This is a genomic window from Desulfonema magnum, assembly GCF_017377395.1.
GTDB lineage: Bacteria > Desulfobacterota > Desulfobacteria > Desulfobacterales > 4be13 > Desulfonema_C > Desulfonema_C magnum.
In genome coordinates, this window is sequence record NZ_CP061800.1 from 3,622,419 (window position 1) to 3,645,002 (window position 22,584).

The following is a 22,584-nucleotide window of genomic DNA, read 5'->3' on the forward strand; positions in this document are numbered from 1 at the left end:
GATCACAGGAATTGACATAGCATTTTTATTGTAATACAGATGATCAGAATAAAAAGGGGGTTCACCCCTCATCTGATGCAAGGACATTTCAATGACGTGCCTTTGTGTCACTGTTTAACATTTTTTATAAGGAGAAAAATTATGTGTCAGGGCAGGATGTTTATTTTTATTTTAGCTATATTAGCAATCCTATCAGGAAGTTGCTGTCCGGTTTCTTTTGCGGGGCCAGCTGAACCGTGTGAGAACTGGGCTGCCCGGGTGGTGTCTGTCCAAGGGGTGGTTCAGGTCCGTAAGCTCAATGAAACCGATTGGAAATCTGTAAGTCTGAATGATACGTTCTGTGCAGATGATATGATCCGTGTGGGAGAAAAAAGCCGGGCTGCCATTGTTCTCCGTAACGAAACCATCTTCCGGCTCGATGAGAACACCACGGTCACTTTCTCCGGGTTCGAGGGGGAAAAACCGCTTTTGCTCAGAATATTCGAGGGAGCCGCTCATTTCTTCAGCCGTCTTCAGCGGAGCCTTACCATAAGCACGCCGTATATCAACGGGTCTGTGGAAGGCACGGAATTTTTTGTAAAGGTTGATGCTGAACAAACGTTGCTGTCAGTGTTCGAGGGCCAGGTCAGGGTGGCAAATAACGCGGGCGAGCTTATCCTGAGGGACGGCCAGGCCGCAACCGCACGGGCCGGTGAGGCACCTGTGTCACAGACGCTGGTGCGTCCCAGGGATGCGGTTCACTGGGCATTGTATTATCCCCCGGTTATGGATTTTCAGCCGGATGATTTTGAAGGAGATGATGAATCCGGCTGGCAGGACATGGTTCGCATGTCTGTGGAATTTTATCGGGATGGTGATCTGGCCGGGGCCTTTTCCATGTTGGAGGACGTTTCTGAAGAAGAAATCCGAGATGCCCGTTTTTTCATCTACCGTGCGGCTCTGCTGCTTTCCGTGGGCCGGGCTGACGAGGCAAAGGCAGATATGGAAAAGGCCGCGGATATTGATCCTGATGACAGTCATATTTTTGTCCTGGGCGCGGTCATGGCTGTGGTGCAGAACCAGACCGACAGGGCAATGGAACTGGCTGAGAAGGCTGTGGATTTGTCTCCTGAGTCAGCAGGGGCAAGGATTGCCCTTTCTTATGCCCAGCAGGCCCGGTTTGATCTTGAGGGTGCTTTGAAAAGCCTTGAGGATGCTGTGCGTCTGGACCCGGAAAATGCGCTGGCATGGTCAGGGCTGGCGGAGTTGTGGTTGTCCTTTGGGAATTTGGACAAAGCCTCGGTTATGGCGAGGAAGGCTGTGGAACGCAATTCCAGGCTGGCACGGACTCAGACGGTATGGGGATTTTCTTATCTTACCCGGATGAAGACCGACGCGGCCATGTGCGTTTTTGAAAAAGCAATTGAACTGGATCAGGCTGCCCCGCTTCCCCGCCTGGGTATGGGCCTGGCAAAGATTCGCCAGGGGGATGTGAAGGGAGGCCGCAGGGAGATCGAGATCGCTGTGAGTCTTGACCCGAACAATGCGCTTATCCGCAGCTACATGGGCAAGGCATATTATGAGGAAAAACGGAACAGGCTGGCTGAGGATCAGTTGATTATTGCCAAGCGCATTGACCCGCTGGACCCGACGCCGTGGTTTTATGATGCGGTGCGGAAACAGAGTCTGAATCGTCCTGTGGAGGCTTTGCATGATCTGCAAAAATCCATTGAGCTGAATGACAACCGGGCGGTGTATCGCTCCCGCCTGCTGCTGGATCAGGACCTTGCGGCACGGGGGGCCGGACTTGCCCGGATTTATGACCAGCTGGGGTTTCAGCAGCTTGCGCTGGCCGAGGGGTGGAAATCCCTGTATGCGGATCCTGGAAACCATAGTGCCCATGAATGGCTTGCGGATGCATACTCGGTGCTGCCACGACACGAGATCGCCAGGGTCAGCGAGCGCCTCCAGGCACAGCTTTTGCAGCCGATTAATATTAACCCGGTCCGGCCGGAGATGACCGAGAGCGAGCTGTATGTGTTCAGCGGGACTGGCCCGGCTGATGCCTCGTTTAACGAGTATTCCCCGCTGTTCAACCGGAACCGGGCCGCTTTGCAGGTAAGCGGCGTGGTCGGGGGAAATTCCACCCTGGGGTGTGAGGGGGTTCTCTCGGGTGTGTGGGAAAATCTGTCCTACAGCCTGGGGGGGTTCCATTATGAAACCGATGGCATACGGGAAAATAACGACCAGGATCAGGATATTTACAATGTGTTCGCCCAAATGAACCTTTCCCATAAGACGAGCATCCAGGGGGAGTATCGGTATAAGGATTTTGACAAGGGGGATCTGAATCTCCGTTTTGACCCTGATAATTTTAAGTCCACAGTGCGAGAACCGGAAAAAACAGAATCTTTCCGCTTTGGTTTCCGACATGCATTTACGCCGAATTCGGAAGTTGTTGCCTCTGCCAGTTATCTGAACAAAGACTATGACAGCAAAGGTGAGTCATATCAGATTGAAGGTGAATATGCTGGCGATGGTGGCGAAGCCCGACATATTTTTCGGTTTGGGCGATCTTATATTACCAGCGGCGTGGGGTACTTTCGTGCAGATAATGAACTTAAACATATTTCTTCTTATCTAACGGATGTTGAGGTTACGAAGACCGAAATCGAACATGCCAATTTCTATGTTTATTCACAGCTCAATTATCCGAAAAGTTTTACTTGGATTGTCGGGGGAAGCGCAGACTTCTTTGAAGACGAAAGTTCTGATTTGAATGTTGAGCAGTTCAATCCGAAATTCGGTCTGATATGGCATCCGATTCCCTCGACTACAATACGTGCGGCTGCATACAGAGCTTTGAAGCGATATCTGATTTCTGACCAGACCCTCGAACCAACGCAGATTGCCGGGTTCAATCAGTTTTTTGATGATATGGGTGGGACAGAGGCATGGCGTTACGGTATCGGGCTGGATCAGAAATTTTCTGATAGCGTGTATGCTGGGGCTGAGTATTCCGAGCGAGACCTCACCACACCGGGAACAATATATGAATTTGCAAAAGGAGAGATGATATCAAGAAAGGCAGAATTTGATTTGGAAGAACAACTGGGCCGTGTTTATATCTATTGGACACCGCATCCCTGGCTGGCCTTCAGCACGGACTATCTGTTTGAGCGTTTTAAAAGGCCGTTGGAAGGTATGGGGCCGGAATATATCCATCGGTTGGATACGCACCGGTTAGCATTCGGGATTAATTTCTTTCATCCTTCAGGGATCAGTCTGCGTCTGAAGCCCACTTATGTTGACCAAGAGGGTGAATTCGGGATCAGGGGTCCATTTTTTGAGGCTGTTCCGGGGGAGGATCAATTCTGGGTGGTTGACGCTTCCCTGAGCTACCGGTTCCCCAAAGGGTGGGGGATTTTCACGCTCGAGGCGAAAAATCTGTTTGACAAGTCCTTCCAATTTCAGGATAGTGAACCCTCAAATTCGAGCATCTATCCGGAATCTCTGATTTTGGGGAGATTCACGGTGGCATTTTAGTATGTAATCTACACGGATTAGGGATAAGAAAGGATTACGCTATGAAATCGAAGAAATCCTTTTCTTATCTCTAATCCGTGTAAATGGTTTGGACAATGCAAAAGGTTCGGACAGTGTAAAACCAAATAATTATCAAAAACCGAAAAGGAGATGAAATATGGGCAAACCAATTATTAAGCTGGAAGTTGATGCATGCGGAAAGGTTGTTTCAGCAAAAAACATGGATGGCAGCGAATTGAAATATAGTCCGGATGAAACAAAACGAATTCCCGAAGGTGCCAGGCTTTATACGCACAATGGATGTTGCTGGAAACAGATTGGTGAACAGTGGATATGCAGCCCAGAGTTTTGCGAATAACTGAACAGCGATTGCATTGCATCTCCTTCTAAAATCTAAAACACAGAAGGAGCGACGCAGATTGCTATGGAAATGAGCTGTCGGGTGGGTTTCCTGCTGTATCGGAATCAGAGTTTCATAAAAACAATTTGAAGAAGGTGTAAAGTAAAGGGTAGTCCTGCACAAGTAGTGGTGAATAAGATTCCGTGTCCCGATAATCGGGGGACTTAACGGGATTCATCACAATTTGCAGGACTACCAACGAATGAATTTTATTTGAAATTGAGAAATAAGTACCTAACCATAAGTTTTAGATATTTGCCAGGGAAAGAAACCCGGCTTTTTTTCCGGAATGATCCGCCTCCGCTGAAGGAAAAAGCCGGGTTTCTCCACAGTTCACGGAAAAAAAGACGTATAAAAAACTTTTGATCGGATACTTAAGTAGCAAGTCGGAGTATCCTGGTAAACAATATATTAATTTTTTTCGATTCGCTGATTATTACATAGTGACTTGAAAACTCAATTTTTACTGAACAATATGCTATCACCTGAAATCATCAAAAAAATAAAAAAAATTCACATCAAAACCGGTCGTATTGTGAACACCATGATGGCGGGTCAGTATAAATCCGTGTTCCGGGGATCGGGCATTGAGTTCGAGGAAGTCCGGGAGTATTCTCCTGGTGATGATGTCAAAAATATTGACTGGAAAGTCTCTGCCCGGCTGGGACGTCCCTTTATTAAACTCTATCGGGAGGAACGTGAGCTGATGGTCATGCTGCTGGTGGATATGAGCGCATCCGGCTATTTCGGGACAACAGAGAACCTGAAAATGGAAACAGCCGCTGAAATCGCCTCCATCCTGGCATTCAACGCCATCCGAAACAATGACAAAGTCGGCGCGATTCTCTTTACTGACCGCGTGGAAAAATATATTCCTCCCCAGAAAGGCTCATCCCATGTCTGGCGGGTCATCAAGGAGATGTTTACCTTTAAGCCGGAAAATAAAGGCACTGACATCCAAAATGCTCTTGCCTATCTTGGCAGAGTTTGCAGGAAAAGAACGGTGTCGTTTCTCATCTCTGATTTCTTAGCTGAGGATTATCTTCGTCAGATCAGAACTGCCTCCAAAAAACATGAACTTATCAGTGTACTGCTCTCTGATCCGGGAGATTTTTCTTTGCCGGAAGCGGGCATTTTTCTGGCTGAAGACTTTGAAACCGGGGAGATGCGTTATTTTGACGCGTCCGACAAAAAGACTCGCGGACAATTCAAAGCGCAGAAAACCCGTGAATATCAAAACGCCCTTCAAACACTGAGAAGTGCTGATATTGACTGTATCGAAGTGGATACGGCCAGCGCTGTCGCGGATGTGCTGACAAAATATTTTCGTTACCGGGAAAAAAGGAAATGAGAATGCATCGGAATATCATACGTTTCTTGCTTGTTGTTTTGATTCTTTTTTTCACTGTGACCGCTTTTGCGCAGCAGAAAGATAATGCAGCGTCTGAACCGCCTGCAAACACAAATGCAAATAAAGCGTCCGGCACAGAACAATCTGTTTCTGACCCAGCGAAAAAGCGAGCGGAAAAACAAAAAACCATTCAGATGACTGATATCCACGATATCAGACCCCCGGAGATTATCGGCGTTGATCTGACAATACTTTATTTGGTACTGCTGACGCTTTTTGTCGCAGGGCTTGTTGTGGCCGCATATTTGTATTTTAAAAAGCGCAGGAAAAAAATAAAGGAAAAAGAAATCGTAAAGCTTTCTCCTGATGAAGCAGCTTTGGCATTGCTGGATGAACTCATGGACATGGAAAATTCAGACGGAAAAGAATTTTATTTTCAGCTTTCAGCCATATTAAGGAATTATATTCAGGGACGTTACAACATCAACGCCCCGGAAATGACCACAGAGGAATTTCTCCCAAAAATTGAAGAACTGGGCTTGCAAAAAGAATTACAGAAAAGCCTCAGAGAGTTGCTTCGTTCCATTGACCCTGTTAAATTTGCAGGAAGTCTCGCTGTTCAAAATAAAATGAAAGACGACCTTAAATTTGTGATAAATTTTGTAAATCAAACAAAAAAACAATTGATAATTGATAATTGATAATTGATAATTGATAATTGATAATTGATAATTGGCAATTGATAATTGATAATCGAATTTGATTTGTCATTCCGTTCGACTGAGTTTACGCTGAATATTTTGTTTGTCATTCCTGCGAAAGCAGGAATCCACTGCTTTCGGATTCGTAAGCTCTGCAAAAAATGGATTCCTGCTTTCGCAGGAATGACAAGTTTTTTTGTCCGAACCAGGTCAGAAAAGCTGATTATTTTGTCTGTCATTCCTGCGGAAGCAGGAGTCCACAGCTTCCGGAGGAATGACAGTTTTTTTTGTCCGAACCGGGTCAGAAAAACTGATTATTTTGTCTGTCATTCCTGCGGAAGCAGGAGTCCACTGCTTTCGCAGGAATGACAGACATTTTTGGGTCAAACTGGATCAAAAACTTGATCATCGTGTAACACCTAACACTTAACACCTGACACCTAACACCTAACACCTAACACCTAAAAAAAATGTTCAGATTTGCTTCACCCTATGTTTTTTTGCTTATTTTGGTAATTCCGATGGCGATTTTTTATCGAAGCCGGCGGCAGACACATCCGTCTATGGGCGTATCCGGCTTGTCATCGGTTCGGGATATTCAGCCTTCTCCTTTTTTAATTATCCGATGGCTTTTGCCAGTTCTGAAATACGTTGCCTTATGCCTTCTGATTATCGCCATGGCCCGGCCCCAGTCGGGAACTCAGAAAGAGAAGATTCTCACAGAGGGAATCAATATTGTCATTGCAGTGGATCTTTCCGAAAGCATGGCTGCCCTTGATTTTAAGCGAAAGGGAAAAATTGTGAACCGTTTGGAAGCGGTAAAAGGCGTTGTGCAGGATTTTATTTCAAAAAGAGAGGGTGACAGAATCGGCATGGTGGTTTTTGGCGATAATGCATACACGCAATTACCGCTGACCCGGGATTACAACAGCATCGCCTCCATACTTGAGCGACTGGAAATCGGGGCGGCCGGAAAGCGTACCGCCATCGGTGATGCTATCGGCATCTCGCTAAAGCGGCTCGAAGATATAAAAAGCCAGTCCAACATCATTATTTTGCTCACAGACGGGCAAAGCAACAGCGGTGAACTGTCCCCGGAAACAGCAACGGAAATTGCAGTTCAAAAAGAAGTGAAGATTTATACCGTGGGTGTGGGAACCCGGGGAGAAGCCCCTTTCCTAGTCAGATATCCCGGTCTGGGGGAAAAATATATTTATCAGCGCGTTGATATTGATGAAGACACGCTTAAAGATATTGCCAATAAAACAAAAGGATTGTATTTCAGAGCAGAAAATATGGAAGGATTACAGAAAATATATGAGACCATAGACAAACTGGAAAAAACTGAAATCAAGATAGATATCTTTGCCGAATACAGCGAACTTTACAGTTTTTTTCTTATTCCTGCTTTTGTTTTGCTGAGTCTTTGGATCATCCTTTCCTATACGAGATTTCTGAGAGTGCCTTGATGATCTTGGGCGTATTGATAACTTGAGGAAGCGCAGACGGTGGGTTCTGCTTCGCTGCACCCACCCTACATTTCTGCTCCCCCAAGTTGTGAATGCGCCCCTCTGATATTTGTAACCAAAAAGCACTTGACGATATAACGGGTTTAGAGTAAGTGTTCGTTCAGTATAAAAAAAGTGGTTAGGGATTTCCCCAAAAATAAAATACCCGGCATTTTTTGTATCGGGCATATTATTTATTTCGAGTTCCCTTACTAAAATTTAAGACCTCACCACAACATTTTTGAAGCCTCAGAAACATCTTTGAAAATTTTCAATAAAATTGAAAATTCAGGTGATAAAAAAAAGACCTGCGAGGTTTTCAAAACCTCGCAGGTCTTTGATTTCTTGGCAGAATGATTGTAGCAGGGTATTTTTACATTAAACATCACACAAATTAGGAGGAAATATTTATGGCAGAAAAGAAATTGTCAAAAAAAGAACGTAAAAGGCGAAAAGTTCGGCGGAAGATGGCTCGGAAATCAAGACGAGTGAATCGTCTGAGAGCTTCGTAACTCCGGGCAGTTAGCTGATCCGCCTTTTATACTCGATGTTCAAGTTTTTTGTCATTCCTGCGAAAGCAGGAATCCGCGGCTTTCGGAAACACCGCATTTGCCAAAAACGGATTCCTGCTTTCGCAGGAATGACAGGCTTTTTGTTCGAACCGGGTCAAAAAATTTGATCATCGAGTTTATATGAACAGAGCCTATCCTTTCACGGATAGGCTGAAAGAGGTTATTATGTCTGAAAAGCCGTGGGACGGCAGATTTTCCCAAAAGACTGACCAAATAACAGAAGCCTTCACATCTTCCATAGATATTGACAAACGGCTCTATGCTTATGATATTGAAGGCAGCATTGCTCACTGCAAGATGCTTGCAAAGGTGTCTGTCATCACAGAAGATGAAGCCTCGTCATTAATACAGGGGCTTGAAACCGTAAAAAAGGAGATCGCTGAGGGAAATTTCCGATTCGACGACAGCCTTGAAGATATCCACATGCACATTGAGACCAGGCTTGCGGAAGTGGTGGGAACGGTTGCCCGAAAACTTCATACTGCAAGAAGCCGAAATGACCAGGTGGCGCTGGATGTGCGGATGTATCTGAAGGCAGAAACCTTAAACATCATCAGTCTTCTGACTGAGCTGCGAAAAGCGATTGTTGATTTTGCAAAGACACGGACCCACGTTGTTTTGCCCGGATACACCCATTTACAGCGGGCGCAGCCAGTGCTTCTGTCTCATCACCTGATGGCATATTATGAAATGTTTTCAAGGGATACGGACCGATTCCGTGATGGTTTGGAACGCGTCAATGTGATGCCCCTGGGAAGCGCGGCCCTTGCTGGAACAACTTACCCCATTGACAGACATTATACAGCAGAGCTGCTTGACTTTCCAAAGGTGTCGGCAAACAGCATTGATTCAGTGTCAGACAGGGATTTCATTATGGAATTTTTGTCATCCGCGAGTATCTGCATGGTGCATTTCAGCCGAATATCAGAGGAACTGATTCTGTGGTCCTCATCTGAATTCGGGTTTATTGAGTTTTCAGATGCTTTTTCCACAGGAAGCAGCATCATGCCGCAAAAGAAAAATCCGGATGTGGCAGAGCTGGTTCGCGGCAAAACCGGCGGTGTTTTCGGAAGTCTCATTGCCATCCTGACCATGATGAAATCTCTGCCGCTTGCTTATAACCGGGATATGCAGGAGGATAAAAAAATTCTGTTCGATGCTGCGGACACCCTGAAAGCGTGTATCGGAATTTATATCAGCATGCTCCCGACAATAAAAATAAACAAAGATATCATGGAACAGGCCACAACCACAGGGTTTCTGAACGCCACAGACATGGCCGATTACCTTGCGGCCAAAGGAATGCCGTTCCGTGAGGCCCATAACTGTGTCGGAAAAGCCGTCAGTTACGCGCTGGGTAAGAAAAAGGAACTGCATGAACTTAGCCTTGAGGAATTAAAATCTTTTTCATCCCTTATCTCAGCAGATATTTTTAATACATTAACCACGGAACAGATAATCAGTCGCAGGAAATCCTTTGGCGGAACTGCCGGGGAAAATGTAATCGCGGCCATAGAAAAGGCTGAAAAAGACCTTGAAAATATTTAATCATTTCAGCAAGAGTCTCATCCTTATTATCGTTGTTTCTTTTCTGTGCGGATGCGGGAAAAAAGGCCCTCCCGTACCGCCGCAGCAAATCTCCCTCCCAGTGGTGAATCATGTTAAAACACATTGATTTTCATAAATTAAGTGGCTGCGGCAATGATTTTATTATTATTGACAACAGAAAAAAAATTGTTGAGGAAACAAATTTCTCTCAATTTGTTGCAAATGTGTGCCGCAGAAAAATGTCTGCCGGGGCAGATGGTCTCATTCTTGTGGAGCCGTCTGAGACTGCTGATTTTAAATGGCAGTTTTTTAATTCCGACGGAACCCGGGCGGAAATGTGCGGAAACGGAGCCAGGTGCGCTGCCCGGTTTGCTTATGTAAACGGGATCGCAGGACCGGAAATGTCCTTTGAAACAGAGGTTGGTCTGATTTCCGCACACGTTATAAATGACCGGGTAAAGATCAATGTGCCGGATCCGACAGCACTCAGAACGGATTTCCCTCTTGAACTGGAAGAAAAGCAATTATCTGTCAGCCGTGTGAATACCGGCGTTCCCCATGTTATCATTGAGACAGACAGCCCTGATGATGCCCAAGTAATTAAACTGGGCAGGGAAATCCGGTTTCATAAAGACTTTGCGCCCGAGGGAACAAATGTCAATTTTGTATGCAGCCACAAGGACGGCACACTTACAAACCGGACTTATGAGCGGGGCGTGGAAGATGAAACCTTGGCATGTGGCACCGGATGTATTGGCGCTGCAATTGTCATGGCTTCCAAATCCAAAACCAAATCACCCACGCGTGTTAATACAAGAAGCGGCGGCTATCTCACCATCCATTACAAACAAAAACAAGACCAGTTTTACGATATTTATCTTGAAGGCGATGCCCGTATCATATACAGAGGAGAACTCTGGAAAGACGCGTGGAATTGAAACTTGAAACTTGAAACTTGAAACTCGAGTTTCCAGTTTCCAGTTTCCAGTTTCAAATTTCAAATTTCAGAAGAGGGGGTGCTTTATACAAGAACATATTGCATATATTTCAATTGGCTCTAATATCGGAGATAAGCTTTTGAACTGTCAGAACGGCATTGCCGCGTTGACGACATCCGGTAAATCTGTTTTACATGCCCAGTCACAGTTTTATAAGACCGAACCTGTTGACTATAAAGATCAGGACTGGTTCATCAATGCAGTTGTAAAGATCGGAACGTCTTCGGATCCTTTTCAACTGCTGAATGAATTAAAATCAATTGAAGGTGAGGCCGGGCGCACAAAGACCATAAGATTCGGACCGCGGATTCTTGATCTGGATATTTTGTTGTACGATGATGTTGTAATAGACAACATATCCGGACTGTCCGTGCCTCATGCCAGAATGCACCAAAGACGCTTTGTGTTAAGGCCCATGTGTGATATTGCACCGGAACTCGTTCATCCTGTTTTAAAAAAGGATATGCAGTATCTGTTAAACCATCTTGATGACAACGAACAAAAAATAATTCAATTCAAATGATAAAATTATTAATATTTTTAGGCGTTTTATACTTTGGCTACAGACAGGTCAAATCCTGGGTGGTGAAAAACGTACTCTCAGGAAAAATATTTTCCGATCAGGTATCCAACAGGGTTGATGATGTGATGGTCAAAGATCCCTTTTGTGAAATTTATTTTCCAAAACGGGAGGGTGTGCATCTGAGGGTTGGCGAAGAGGATTTATATTTTTGCAGCACAGAATGCAGAGACAAGTTCATTGAATCTCGTTCAAAAAAACAATAGGAGATTATAAATGCGGAGATAAGCCATGGCCTTGTTTCTGCATAGCCGCGGGGGAACAGTTTTTATAATTTTCTATACAATAAAAAAAGGAGTTTTTCTGATCATGGGTGTTCATAATTTGGATAAGATGTTTCAGCCGAAATCTGTTGCAGTTATCGGAGCCAGCGAAAAACAGGGAACCATTGGTTCCGCACTGATGCGTAATCTGATTCAGGGAGGATACACCGGAGAAATTTATCCGGTAAATCCCAAGCGTAAAACCATCTGGAATTTGGAGGCATATCCTTCCATACCGGATATTAACGCTCAACCTGATCTTGCGATTATTGCCACGCCGATCACCACAGCATCCCGAATTGTCAGAGAATGTTCTGAAGCCGGGGTGGGAGGTGCGGTCATTATTTCTGCGGGCGGAAAAGAGATGGGTGAAAAGGGCAGAGAAATAGAAGCCGAGATTAAAAAAGAGGCAGAACATTCAGGACTCCGCATTATCGGCCCCAATTGTCTCGGTATTGTCTCCACTCAGTCAAAACTGAACGCCAGCTTTGCAGGCCGTATGCCGCTGCCCGGGAAAATGGCCCTGGTTGCTCAGAGCGGTGCCATCTGCACCTCTATCCTTGATCTTTCCCTTAAAGAGAAAATGGGATTCAGCTATTTCGTGAGTATCGGTTCCATGCTGGATGCGGATTTCGGGGATATGATTGATTATCTGGGCAGTGATTACAAGGTCAGCAGCATTGTCATGTATATTGAGAGCCTCACGCACTTCAGAAAATTTATGAGCGCGGCGCGGGCTGTTTCACGGATAAAACCAATTATTGCCTACAAAGCCGGACGTTCACAGGCTGGCGCACGGGCTGCGGCTTCTCATACAGGAGCGCTTGCCGGAGAAGACGCTATTTATGACGCGGCCTTCAAGCGGGCCGGAATTATCCGGGTGAAAACCTTTGAAGAACTCTTTGACTGTGCGGAACTTCTTGCAAAACAGCCGCGGCCCCTGGGGTCAGGACTGGCAATTGTCACCAATGCCGGAGGCCCCGGGGTCATGGCTGTTGACGCACTTGACTATTACGGTGTGGAGCCTGTCGCATTAAGTTCTGAAACCCTTGGAAAATTAAATGAAATTCTTCCGCCGCACTGGAGTCATGGAAATCCCATAGATATTTTAGGTGATGCGCCTCCTGAACGGTTTCGCAAGGTGGTGGAGATTTGTCTGAAGGCTCGTGAAATCAACGGGCTTCTCATTATGACCGCACCCCAGGCGCTGACCGATCCCACAGATATCGCAAAATCAGTGGCTGATCTTCTTCAGGGAAAACCCTATCCGGTGTTTACGTCGTGGATGGGAGGGGCGGATATGGAAAAAGGGCGGGAAATTTTTAATGAGGCAGGAATTCCCACCTTTGACACGGCAGAGCGGGCTGTTCGGGCATTTATGGACCTTCATCGGTATGGCAAAAAAATTGAAATGCTTCAGGAGATTCCTCCGAGGCTCCCCGGAAAGCTTGAATTTGAACAGGAAAAGGCAAAGGCCATTATACAAAAAGGACTGAAAAGAGAGAATCCGCTTCTCACCGAGACAGAAGCAAAGGACCTGCTTACTGCTTATGGCATTCCGGTGAACCCGACGCATGTGGCCGTGTCTGAGGACGAAGCGGTTCGCAAGGCCACAGATATGGGGTTTCCCGTGGCAATGAAGATCTATTCCCGTGACATCACGCACAAAAGCGACGCGGGCGGTGTGAAACTGAATCTGACAAGCGAAAATGATGTGCGAAATGCATTCACGAGAATCATGGCAGATGCCAAAGCCTATGATCCCAAAGCGGATATTGAAGGTGTTACGATTCAGCCCATGCTCAGACGGCCCGATTACGAGCTTATCCTCGGCACCAAAAAAGATCGGGATTTCGGCCCCGTGATTCTTTTTGGTATGGGAGGCATTATGACTGAGGTACTCAAGGACCGTTCCCTTGCCTTGCCGCCCCTGAACCGCCTCCTGGCAAGACAGATAATGGAGCAGACAAAGGTGTATCGTATTCTCCAGGGCTACCGAAATCATCCGCCTGCGAATTTAATGCTGCTCGAAGAAATACTGATTCGCCTGTCTCAGCTTGTGACAGATTTTCCTGAAATCGAAGAACTGGATATGAATCCCGTGCTTGTGGTGGGAAACGATGTGCGGGCAGTGGATGCCCGGGTGCTTTTGAAACCGTCCGATGTTCCGTCACCTTTACATCTGGTGATCAGTTCCTATCCGAATCACCATGAAATCCGGGCGGAGACAAAACACGGAGACAAAATATTCATAAGACCTGTCAGGCCGGAAGATGCGCCACTTTTTACGAAACTTTTTTATTCACTCTCTCCGCAAAGTGTGTATTTCCGATTTTTCTCTCCCATAAAACATCTCCGTCATGAGGTACTCGCACGCTTCACGCAGATTGATTATGACCGGGAAATTGGGCTGGTGGCAATTCACGAATCTTCGACCGAAGGAGAAAACGGAGGTGAAGAGATGCTGGGCGTGGCCCGTGTCATCACGGAGGCTGGCGGAAAAAAAGCAGAGTTCTCCGTGCTGATCAGTGATTCTTGGCAGGGAAAAGGAATCGGTGCTGCTCTGCTTGAACGCTGTCTGGAGATTGCCAAAGAACACGGCGATATCCAAAAAGTATGGGGAATCGTTCTGCCTGAAAACAGAAACATGCTGGCACTGGGACGGAAACTGGGATTTACAATTCAAAAAGACCCGGATTCAAATGACTATCTGCTGAGTCTGGAGTTTCAGAAAGCATGATAATGCCCTCGTTACGAGAATTTGCCTTGCGAAAGAGCATTTTTCGAACTCCGGCGAAGTTGCGGGCGTATCCGGAGTGCAAAAATTATATTTTTGCGATTGCGAAAAAGCAATTGCGAAAAAGCGATTGCGAAAAAGCAATTTTCGCACTCCGGAGAGTCGCGGGCGTATCCGGGGTGCAAAAATTATATTTTTGCGATTGCGAAAAAGCAATTGCGAAAAAGCAATTTTCGAACTCCGGAGAGTTGCGGGCGTATCCGGAGTGCAAAAATTATATTTTTGCGATTGCGAAAAAGCGATTGCGAAAAAGCAATTTTCGAACTCCGGAGAGTTGCGGGCGTATCCGGAGTGCAAAAATTATATTTTTGCGATTGCGAAAAAGCAATTGCGAAAAAGCAATTTTCGCACTCCGGAGAGTTGCGGGCGTATCCGGAGTGCAAAAATTATATTTTTGCGATTGCGAAAAAGCATTTTTCGCACTCCGGAGAAATTCCGGCCGGATCCGGAGTGCAAAAATTTTATTTTTGCACTTGCGAAAAAGCATTTTTCGCACTCCGGAGAAGTTCCGGCCGGATCCGGAGTGCAAAAATTATATTTTTGCAATTGCGAAAAAGCATTTTTCGCACTCCGGAGAAATTCCGGCCGGATCCGGAGTGCAAAAATTTTATTTTTGCAATTGCGAAAAAGCATTTTTCGCACTCCGGAGAAATTCCGGGCGTATCCGGAGTGCAAAAATTATATTTTTGCGATTGCGAAAAAGCAATTGCGAAAAAGCAATTGCGAAAAAGCAATTGCGAAAAAGCAATTGCGAAAAAGCAATTGCGAAAAAGCAATTGCGAAAAAGCAATTTTCGAACTCCGGAGAGTTGCGGGCGTATCCGGAGTGCAAAAATTATATTTTTGCGATTGCGAAAAAGCAATTGCGAAAAAGCAATTTTCGAACTCCGGAGAGTTGCGGGCGTATCCGGAGTGCAAAAATTATATTTTTGCGATTGCGAAAAAGCAATTGCGAAAAAAGCGATTGCGAAAAAGCATTTTTCGCACTCCGGAGAGTTGCGGGCGTATCCGGAGTGCAAAAATTATATTTTTGCGATTGCGAAAAAGCGATTGCGAAAAAGCAATTTTCGAACTCCGGAGAAATTCCGGCCGGATCCGGAGTGCAAAAATTTTATTTTTGCAATTGCGAAAAAGCATTTTTCGCACTCCGGAGAAATTCCGGCCGGATCCGGAGTGCAAAAATTTTATTTTTGCAATTGCGAAAAAGCATTTTTCGCACTCCGGAGAAATTCCGGCCGGATCCGGAGTGCAAAAATTTTATTTTTGCAATTGCGAAAAAGCATTTTTCGCACTCCGGAGAAATTCCGGCCGGATCCGGAGTGCAAAAATTTTATTTTTGCACTTGCGAAAAAGCATTTTTCGCACTCCGGAGAGTTGCGGGCGTATCCGGAGTGCAAAAATTTTATTTTTGCACTTGCGAAAAAGCATTTTTCGCACTCCGGAGAGTTGCGGGCGTATCCGGAGTGCAAAAATTATATTTTTGCGATTGCGAAAAAGCGATTGCGAAAAAGCAATTTTCGCACTCCGGAGAGTTGCGGGCGTATCCGGAGTGCAAAAATTATATTTTTGCGATTGCGAAAAAGCATTTTTCGCACTCCGGAAACAACACCGGAAAACCTGTTCAGCCTTTAAGTCAACAGTATTGTCTTCCGATGCCGGATATCAGCTTCTTTGGCTGATCACATCACTGATCAGGCTTTACTCCGCCTATCTGACACCAACATATCGCCCGCCTTTTATCAGGGAAATCAGAGACGCCACGATTTTGTTCATATTCTCTGTCTGGATATCCATGGTTTTCGAGGCATCTTCGATACCTTTGGAGTGGTCAACATTTGTCTGGGTCACTAAATTCATCTTTACGACGATTCCGTACAATTGTTCGATTCCCTGCGCCTGTTCGTCAGAAGCGATGTCAATCTCATGAATCAGGTTTCCGATTTTTTCGGCGCTTAACGCCACTTCGGAAAACGCCTCACTCGTTAATGATACCAGCTTTGAGCCATTCTGTATTTTTGTGACGGTATTTTCTATAAGTTCCGAGGTATTTTTTGCAGCATTGGCAGAGCGTATCGCCAGATTTCTTACTTCATCCGCGACTACCGCAAATCCTGCACCTGCTTCTCCTGCCCTGGCCGCCTCAACAGCAGCATTCAATGACAGCAGATTGGTCTGAAATGCGATTTCGTCAATTGTTTTGATGATTTTGGAGATTTCCTCACTTGACTGACTGGTTTCATTCATGTAAGTGGTCAATTCCTTGACAGACATTTTGGCCTTTTCAACAACATCTTCCACTTCTTTCATGAAATGACTGACCTGATTTGCATAATCCGCATTTTGGCGAGTCATGGTGGATAGCTGATCCAGTGAAGATGTGCCTTCTTCGATGGTATGCAATTGTTCCGAAGCTCCCTGCGAAAGCTGCTGACTTGCAGATAAGACATTTTCGGACGCAGAAGATACGTTTTCCGTGCTTTCATTTAAACCGCTGACCACATGGCTGAGAAGATGCGTAATTGAGCGAATCACCCCGATGCTCAAGATCGTGAGAAGCAGGATCGTCATCAAAACAGACAACAAACTAAGCTGATGTCCCTTTTCCTGAATAACAGACATGTTTTCTTTGATTTTTTTTGTAGCTTTCTGAATATGATGTTTCAATTCTGTATTATTTTTTTCGAGTTCCGCGGTCAATAATTTTACCTGTTTCCATTCTGAATAGACTTGGTTTATCGTATATTGAATGGTTTGTCGTTTTTCGACAATTTTTTTCCAAATATCTGTATAGCCCGCTTCATTGACGGCAAGAACTATTCCGCTTGTATTATTAAAACTGATTTCCATATTTTTTGACAAGGCGTGATGTTCTTTTTCGAATTTATCCCTGTCGGAAAACATGAACAGTTCATTGAGGTTCAACAGAGAAGAAGCGGAATAACTCATAATTTCCTTTAGCCCGCTTCGCAATCCCACTTTTTTTTTCGGCAGATCAATTCCTTGTATAATTGTAAGCTCTGTTTCTTCCTTAATAATTTTTTCAATCGCTTTTTTCAGGTAATCATCGCTTTCATTGAAATGAAATACCAAACTGGCCCTGTTTTTTGACAGGCCGAGGACGACTTCAGCGACCTTTTCAAACAGATCGCGGTGGCTCTTTGCCGAGTCCCTGATGTTAATAAATTCCTGACCTCCTATGCTGATCTCAAGCTGTTCCGTGTTTTTTAAAATTTCATCAATCCTTTTGGATTGTTCCAATATATGTTTTAATATATTTTCACTTGGCTGAGTTATATATTTGGTTTCGAGCAGCATCCGTTCCGTTATATACCAAGCGATCTCACTTCCATACTGACTCAGTTGAACTGCCTTATTTCCTTGAATATTAATATACAGGTCTATGCCTTTCACTAAACACAAAGCCAGCAGTCCTAATACGGGCAACAGGGTAATTTTGATTCCGATACTATAGCGATTTCCAATTATATTTATATGTTGCTTCATTCATGACCTCCCCATATGATCACCCTGCCAACAGATAACGGGAAACAGTATCCGTGTCATTTACAGATGCTCGGATTCGGTAAAACATACTGTCACCTAAATTGAGCGATTCTTTGGCCTGAATATGATTCCCGGCTTATAGTATCAGGGCTTCGGCGGTTTCCGGGTTTTCACCCGTTGGGTGAAAAGTGTAAAATACACAAAGCCCTGGTTGCCAGACTTTCAGCCAGTTTTTCTGAAAAGAATCGCTCAATTTAGGTGTCAATCACTTTTTTTTATTGCAGCTTCGACTTCTTTTAACGTCATATCATAAACCCCTACTCCGACGAAAAGTTCATGGTTCGGAACTTTCATAATATAGCTTATTTTTAAGGAAAGTTCTCCGCTTCCCGGTTTGGGCCACCAGTACTGAGACCATCCCATTCCCTTTTCTCTGGCAATTCTCACAAAATCACATGCCAGACATTTTCCGTATTTGTCTTTGATATTCATCATATTTTTACCCACGAGTTCCGGTCTCAGGTGCTGTACTATCGTTCCATCCATATTGTAAGTGAAGACATACAGCTCCCCGTCAACATACTCGCTTTTCGGATCGCTCAGTAACGGGAATGCCCCACATCCCGTCCTTCTTTCTCAATCAGTTTGACGGATTTCCTGGCCAATTCCATGACGCGTTGAGGAGTGACCGGTTCAGCAAATGCGCATATGATGAATAATTGGAAACTGATACACACTCCCAGTATAATCTTTCCCATTGTTTTTTGGTTCATTTTCTTACCTCCTCATTCAGTTTATGTTATTTGTTTACCAAACTCATGCCAGATGTTGATGTATGGTCAGATCGAAAAGTTTGAAAATTCGCTTCTGAGGACCCTGTATGAACACCTGATTAAAAAAGGTGCCTTATGTCCAATAAGTTCCAGCAGTTCTCTGACGGTTCTGACGACCTGAATTCTTTTTAGCATGAGACATGCCTGTGTGATATTTTTTATTATGATAACAAATCATTTTATACCATTATAATTTAAGGTCAAGAAATTTTAATAGGTTATATGAATTTAATGGTAGTGAAACCGTGTTTTGGAACAAAGTTCACCGTTCCATAACTCAGAACAGAATATCTGCAAGGCCGATTTTTCCGCTGTTCCTTCCCGTTTTGTTTGTCATCACCGAATATTAACACTTTACAATTTGTAAAAAAAACCGACAAGTGTTCAGTCATATTTTTTTTAAAATATCTCATGCGTTCAGAATAATTGACAATCATATCGGACAGCTAATTATTGATCAATGATTACGGTCTGTTCTGGCATATCAATTGCAATAATTAAAGATTAAAAAAATCTTGATTTCTTCTGTGCAGGACAGGAGAATTCAGCAAATTTATTAACAAATTGGGCATACTACCGGACAAAAAATTATAACCTATTGAAATTATTAAATTGGGTATAAATGTTCGATTCGTTTAACTATCTGATTTTGAATAATTTAACAAAGATTACGAATTTTTCGTCCGGTAGTATGCAAATTGGGAATGACTCAGACCATTTTGAAAAAAGGAGGCCCCTTTATGAAAAAATCGTCCATTGTAATAATACTGTTTGTCGCGACTATGTTTTCCTGGGCAATGATACCTGATTCGGTGGGAAATGCCGGGGAAATCCTGAAATATAGCTGTTCCGCGCAGATTCGTGAAGCCTTCGGACAGGAGAGCCTGGATGCGTTTGCCAAGGAAACCGGAACCGAGGTCGAAGTCTATGTCTCTTCCTCTGGTTCTGCTGTGTATCGTCTGATGAACGGCTTCAGCGATATCGCAAGCACCACAAGAGGCCTGTATTATCGTCAGAGAGAAAGCGGATACGTGGAAACGCCTTTCTGCAGAGACCCTCTTGCTATTATCACCAATGTATCCTGTCCTGTCAAAAATATTTCCGAACAACAGCTTCGGGATATTTTCAGCGGAACAATTACGAACTGGAAAGAACTGGGCGGACCGAATCAGCCTGTTGTTGTTTTTATTCCGGGAAAAAACACAGCAGCATATAAAAATTTCGAACGTCAGGCCATGAAACATGAGGAAATAAAATATGATTACATGACATTCCAATCTACAATGGTCATTGAAGGCGTTAAAAATTTTCCATGGTCAATCTCTTTTATATCCCTCGGGGCACAGACAACAATGGGAACAACCAAAACATTAAAAGTAAACAATATTGATCCCACAGATAAAGATTATCCTTATTATCAGATATTTTCTTTTGTCACAAAAGGAAAACCCGTGGGTGATGCAAAAAAATTCATTGATTTTGCATTATCAGATAAAGGAATAAAACTTATGAAGAAGAAAGGTATGTTACCTGTAAAATAAACAGACCCGAGTCATTCCTGCTAATTCATGGGACTGCCTGATGTCCGGGCAGTCGCATGACTCGATGATCAAATTTTTTGACCCGATTCGAACAAAAAAACGGGCGGGTCCCACTTTTTATATAAAGCCTCTGCCTGTCCTCAGTCCTGATAAGGCTGCTGCTGAAGCTTATCATTCTGAATATATTTATAAAAATCGTTTTTTTCCAATATCCGCGAAGTCCGGATGTCTGACAGACAGACGTATGATATCCGTTTTCATATAAAAGGTGGGACACACCCGAAAAATTTGGTGTCCTCCAAGATGTGTTCACAATAAAAAAAATACGCCTGATTCCTGCTTGATCAATACTTTTCCCTGTGTTACTAAATTCGCTGATTTTCATGGCGACCGGACAGAATTTTTCCAATATTAAACAATACTTCGGACAGTTTTTGAAAATCAGGAATGACAAAATTTTAACTTATTGAAATTAAAAGACTTTAATCCTTGATATAAAAAAACGTCAGCCCTAATAAAAACAGTAAGTTACAAAAACTGTCCGAAGTATTGATTAAAAAAACAAAAAAAATTATATTGAGGTAAAATGTGGAATCAAATTAATCTGCGTATCCGAATTTATATTATTTTGGCTGCCCTGGCTTTTATCACGCTGATGGGAGGGGTGGTCACGGTGTGGTACACCTACCGAATGGAATCGCTGCTGACCGCCATAATTGATGAAGATGTGGCGGGTTTCCAGAGGGCAGAAGCATTGGAAACAGCTTTGATAAACCAGAAGGGATTTGTGTCTTATTATTTTTTGGACAGCGATCCGGATTGGCTCAGGCAGTTGGGAGAATATCGTCAGATATTCAGAAACCGGCTTAACAAAGCCCGCTCGCTTGTGAACAGTCATCAGCAAAAAGAAGCCGTCAGACAGATCGAATCCGTATATCTGCTTTATGTCACTGCCAAAGACCGGGTCATCGGACATTACAAAGCCGGAGAACAGGAGGCAGGCACCAGACTTCATCAGAAAGTGAGAGAGCATTTTTCCAGACTTTTCGATCTCTGTGAGGCATACAAAAATATTCATAAAAGACAAATCATTCAGACAAAGGCAGAAAACCAGATTCAGGCCAGAAAACTCAGGTTCATCGCAGGGGTCAGCATGCTGACTGTTTTTTCTCTGGGAGTGCTTCTCGCCTTTATCCTTATAAACCATATACTGGGGCCGGTTCGCGAACTGACACTGGAGGCGGACAGCAGGAAGGATGCTGTTCCTCAGTCTGAGGATGAGATCAAAGCCCTCAGCCGAAGTGTGCGGGGGCTGATTGAAGATGTTGATTATACACAGTCCGAGCTTGAAAAAAGCCGTGAACATCTTTTACAGGCCGAGAAAATGGCCATGGTGGGAAAACTGGCCGCGGGCATGGCTCACAGCATCCGGAACCCTTTCACATCAGTGCAAATGCGCTTGTTTTCTTTAAGCCGGTCCCTTGAACTGACCGATGCCCAGAAAGAGGATTTTGATGTTATTTCACAGGAAATTCGCCATATTGACAACATTGTTCAGAATTTTCTTGAATTCTCGCGCCCTCCCAGGCTTAAAATACAGCAAATCAGTCCCTCCGTGGTTGTGGATATGGCGATTCAGTTGTTGGAATATCGCCTGAAATCGTATGATGTGAATGTAAAAATTATTCGTAAGCGTCCGCTTCCGGAGATTCAGGCTGACCCGGAACAGCTCAAGGAGGTTGTCGCCAACCTTGTTGTGAATGCCTGTGAGTCCATGGAAAAAAGAGGGACAATTGTAATCCATGAAGAAGAGGCATTTGTGCAGCCGCTGAACCGGGTGGCGGTTATCCGTCTGAGCGATGACGGCCCCGGAATTCTGAAAAGCATACAGGAAAAAATTTTTCAGCCTTTTTTCACCACCAAAGAGGAAGGCACCGGCCTGGGGCTGAGTATTGCCTCCCGCATTATCGAGGAACACCGGGGCTGGCTGGATGTCAGTTCAGAAGAAGGTGAAGGCACCACATTCATTATTACGCTTCCGATTCCGATGAGTGACGATATCCATGTCCCACCGGCCTCAGTGCCAAAGTAAGTATCAAACCATAAATTTTCTGATACTCGGTAATCAAATTTTTTTTGTCATACCTGCGAAAGCAGGAATCCACTGTTTCCGCAGGTATGGCATCTGCCAAAAACGGACTCCTGCTTTCGCAGGCTGAGGCGTGATCTCAGATTTATTTCGGCGAACTCAGTCGGGTCGTCGGACGGAATGACAGGCAGTCCGGCCGGATTGGATAAAAAAGTTTATTAAGTACCTCATCAAATATTTTGTGCCATTTTTATTGAAGCTGATATTTGTTAATTCAACATTTCACATTATAATTTGGATACAAAACTTTTGCAGAGGTACTTATTGAGTGATATCTGTCCGGAAAAGAAACCCGGCTTTTTTTACCGGAACGAT

16 protein-coding genes are annotated in these 22,584 nt (G+C 44.4%); 13 read left to right on the forward strand and 3 right to left on the reverse strand.

What is annotated here, in order from left to right; all coding sequences use genetic code 11:
* Positions 1 to 141 precede the first annotated feature (141 nt).
* The 11 genes from dnm_RS14070 (at position 142) to dnm_RS14120 (ending at position 15,874) form a co-directional block, all read left to right on the forward strand.
* Positions 142 to 3,525, forward strand: coding sequence for a TonB-dependent receptor domain-containing protein (locus dnm_RS14070; protein WP_207683268.1), 3,384 nt, complete (start codon positions 142 to 144; stop codon positions 3,523 to 3,525).
* Positions 3,526 to 3,682: 157 nt separating this feature from the next.
* Positions 3,683 to 3,883, forward strand: a complete 201-nt coding sequence (locus tag dnm_RS14075; protein ID WP_207683269.1) for a hypothetical protein — start codon at positions 3,683 to 3,685, stop codon at positions 3,881 to 3,883.
* Positions 3,884 to 4,400: 517 nt separating this feature from the next.
* Positions 4,401 to 5,276 (forward strand): DUF58 domain-containing protein, encoded by an 876-nt coding sequence (locus dnm_RS14080; RefSeq protein ID WP_207683270.1) that lies wholly within the window; start codon positions 4,401 to 4,403, stop codon positions 5,274 to 5,276.
* 2 nt (positions 5,277 to 5,278) lie between these two features.
* A complete protein-coding gene (locus dnm_RS14085; protein WP_207683271.1) occupies positions 5,279 to 5,977 on the forward strand; it encodes a DUF4381 family protein in 699 nt (232 codons plus the stop codon).
* A 470-nt stretch (positions 5,978 to 6,447) separates the two neighbouring features.
* Positions 6,448 to 7,446 (forward strand): vWA domain-containing protein, encoded by a 999-nt coding sequence (locus dnm_RS14090; protein WP_207683272.1) that lies wholly within the window; start codon positions 6,448 to 6,450, stop codon positions 7,444 to 7,446.
* Between the two features lie 776 nt (positions 7,447 to 8,222).
* On the forward strand, positions 8,223 to 9,605 hold the full coding sequence (argH, locus tag dnm_RS14095) for an argininosuccinate lyase (RefSeq protein ID WP_207683273.1): 1,383 nt from the start codon (positions 8,223 to 8,225) through the stop codon (positions 9,603 to 9,605).
* A 110-nt stretch (positions 9,606 to 9,715) separates the two neighbouring features.
* The gene (gene dapF / locus dnm_RS14100) at positions 9,716 to 10,543 is read left to right on the forward strand and encodes a diaminopimelate epimerase (RefSeq protein WP_207683274.1); all 828 of its coding nucleotides are present in this window, start codon (positions 9,716 to 9,718) and stop codon (positions 10,541 to 10,543) included.
* A 112-nt stretch (positions 10,544 to 10,655) separates the two neighbouring features.
* Entirely contained in the window at positions 10,656 to 11,126 is a 471-nt protein-coding gene (gene folK, locus dnm_RS14105) for a 2-amino-4-hydroxy-6-hydroxymethyldihydropteridine diphosphokinase (protein WP_276571902.1), read from the forward strand.
* Positions 11,123 to 11,389 carry a hypothetical protein gene (locus dnm_RS14110; RefSeq protein ID WP_207683275.1) on the forward strand — a complete coding sequence of 89 codons (267 nt, stop codon included), beginning with the start codon at positions 11,123 to 11,125 and terminating at the stop codon, positions 11,387 to 11,389. Before folK ends, dnm_RS14110 begins: the two co-directional genes overlap by 4 nt.
* A gap of 103 nt (positions 11,390 to 11,492) precedes the next feature.
* Positions 11,493 to 14,186: a bifunctional acetate--CoA ligase family protein/GNAT family N-acetyltransferase gene (locus dnm_RS14115; protein WP_207683276.1), complete on the forward strand. Its 2,694-nt coding sequence runs from the start codon at positions 11,493 to 11,495 to the stop codon at positions 14,184 to 14,186.
* A gap of 2 nt (positions 14,187 to 14,188) precedes the next feature.
* The gene (locus dnm_RS14120) at positions 14,189 to 15,874 is read left to right on the forward strand and encodes a hypothetical protein (RefSeq protein ID WP_207683277.1); all 1,686 of its coding nucleotides are present in this window, start codon (positions 14,189 to 14,191) and stop codon (positions 15,872 to 15,874) included.
* A 75-nt stretch (positions 15,875 to 15,949) separates the two neighbouring features.
* On the opposite strand, the gene dnm_RS14125 is transcribed toward dnm_RS14120, so the two are convergent.
* The 3 genes from dnm_RS14125 to dnm_RS14135 all read right to left on the reverse strand — a co-directional run bounded on the left by dnm_RS14125 (position 15,950) and on the right by dnm_RS14135 (position 18,519).
* On the reverse strand, positions 15,950 to 17,746 hold the full coding sequence (locus dnm_RS14125) for a methyl-accepting chemotaxis protein (RefSeq protein ID WP_207683278.1): 1,797 nt from the start codon (positions 17,744 to 17,746) through the stop codon (positions 15,950 to 15,952).
* Between the two features lie 261 nt (positions 17,747 to 18,007).
* Positions 18,008 to 18,349, reverse strand: a complete 342-nt coding sequence (locus dnm_RS14130; protein WP_276571903.1) for a cache domain-containing protein — start codon at positions 18,347 to 18,349, stop codon at positions 18,008 to 18,010.
* A complete protein-coding gene (locus dnm_RS14135) occupies positions 18,346 to 18,519 on the reverse strand; it encodes a hypothetical protein (RefSeq protein WP_207683280.1) in 174 nt (57 codons plus the stop codon). Before dnm_RS14135 ends, dnm_RS14130 begins: the two co-directional genes overlap by 4 nt.
* Positions 18,520 to 19,319: 800 nt before the next feature.
* On the opposite strand from dnm_RS14135, the gene dnm_RS14140 reads away from it, so the two are divergent.
* Positions 19,320 to 20,120 (forward strand): substrate-binding domain-containing protein, encoded by an 801-nt coding sequence (locus tag dnm_RS14140; protein WP_207683281.1) that lies wholly within the window; start codon positions 19,320 to 19,322, stop codon positions 20,118 to 20,120.
* Between the two features lie 586 nt (positions 20,121 to 20,706).
* Positions 20,707 to 22,212 carry an ATP-binding protein gene (locus dnm_RS14145; RefSeq protein WP_207683282.1) on the forward strand — a complete coding sequence of 502 codons (1,506 nt, stop codon included), beginning with the start codon at positions 20,707 to 20,709 and terminating at the stop codon, positions 22,210 to 22,212.
* The last annotated feature ends 372 nt before the right edge of the window (positions 22,213 to 22,584 follow it).

Bases quoted from the DNA above. Each gene is read 5' to 3' on its own strand.
- dnm_RS14070 (WP_207683268.1), top strand. From the start codon at position 142: ATGTGTCAGGGCAGGATGTTTATTTTTATTTTAGCTATATTAGCAATC.
- dnm_RS14075 (WP_207683269.1), top strand. From the start codon at position 3,683: ATGGGCAAACCAATTATTAAGCTGGAAGTTGATGCATGCGGAAAGGTT.
- dnm_RS14080 (WP_207683270.1), top strand. From the start codon at position 4,401: ATGCTATCACCTGAAATCATCAAAAAAATAAAAAAAATTCACATCAAA.
- dnm_RS14085 (WP_207683271.1), top strand. From the start codon at position 5,279: ATGCATCGGAATATCATACGTTTCTTGCTTGTTGTTTTGATTCTTTTT.
- dnm_RS14090 (WP_207683272.1), top strand. From the start codon at position 6,448: ATGTTCAGATTTGCTTCACCCTATGTTTTTTTGCTTATTTTGGTAATT.
- argH (WP_207683273.1), top strand. From the start codon at position 8,223: ATGTCTGAAAAGCCGTGGGACGGCAGATTTTCCCAAAAGACTGACCAA.
- dapF (WP_207683274.1), top strand. From the start codon at position 9,716: ATGTTAAAACACATTGATTTTCATAAATTAAGTGGCTGCGGCAATGAT.
- dnm_RS14110 (WP_207683275.1), top strand. From the start codon at position 11,123: ATGATAAAATTATTAATATTTTTAGGCGTTTTATACTTTGGCTACAGA.
- dnm_RS14115 (WP_207683276.1), top strand. From the start codon at position 11,493: ATGGGTGTTCATAATTTGGATAAGATGTTTCAGCCGAAATCTGTTGCA.
- dnm_RS14120 (WP_207683277.1), top strand. From the start codon at position 14,189: ATGCCCTCGTTACGAGAATTTGCCTTGCGAAAGAGCATTTTTCGAACT.
- dnm_RS14125 (WP_207683278.1), bottom strand. From the start codon at position 17,746: ATGAAGCAACATATAAATATAATTGGAAATCGCTATAGTATCGGAATC.
- dnm_RS14135 (WP_207683280.1), bottom strand. From the start codon at position 18,519: ATGAACCAAAAAACAATGGGAAAGATTATACTGGGAGTGTGTATCAGT.
- dnm_RS14140 (WP_207683281.1), top strand. From the start codon at position 19,320: ATGAAAAAATCGTCCATTGTAATAATACTGTTTGTCGCGACTATGTTT.
- dnm_RS14145 (WP_207683282.1), top strand. From the start codon at position 20,707: ATGTGGAATCAAATTAATCTGCGTATCCGAATTTATATTATTTTGGCT.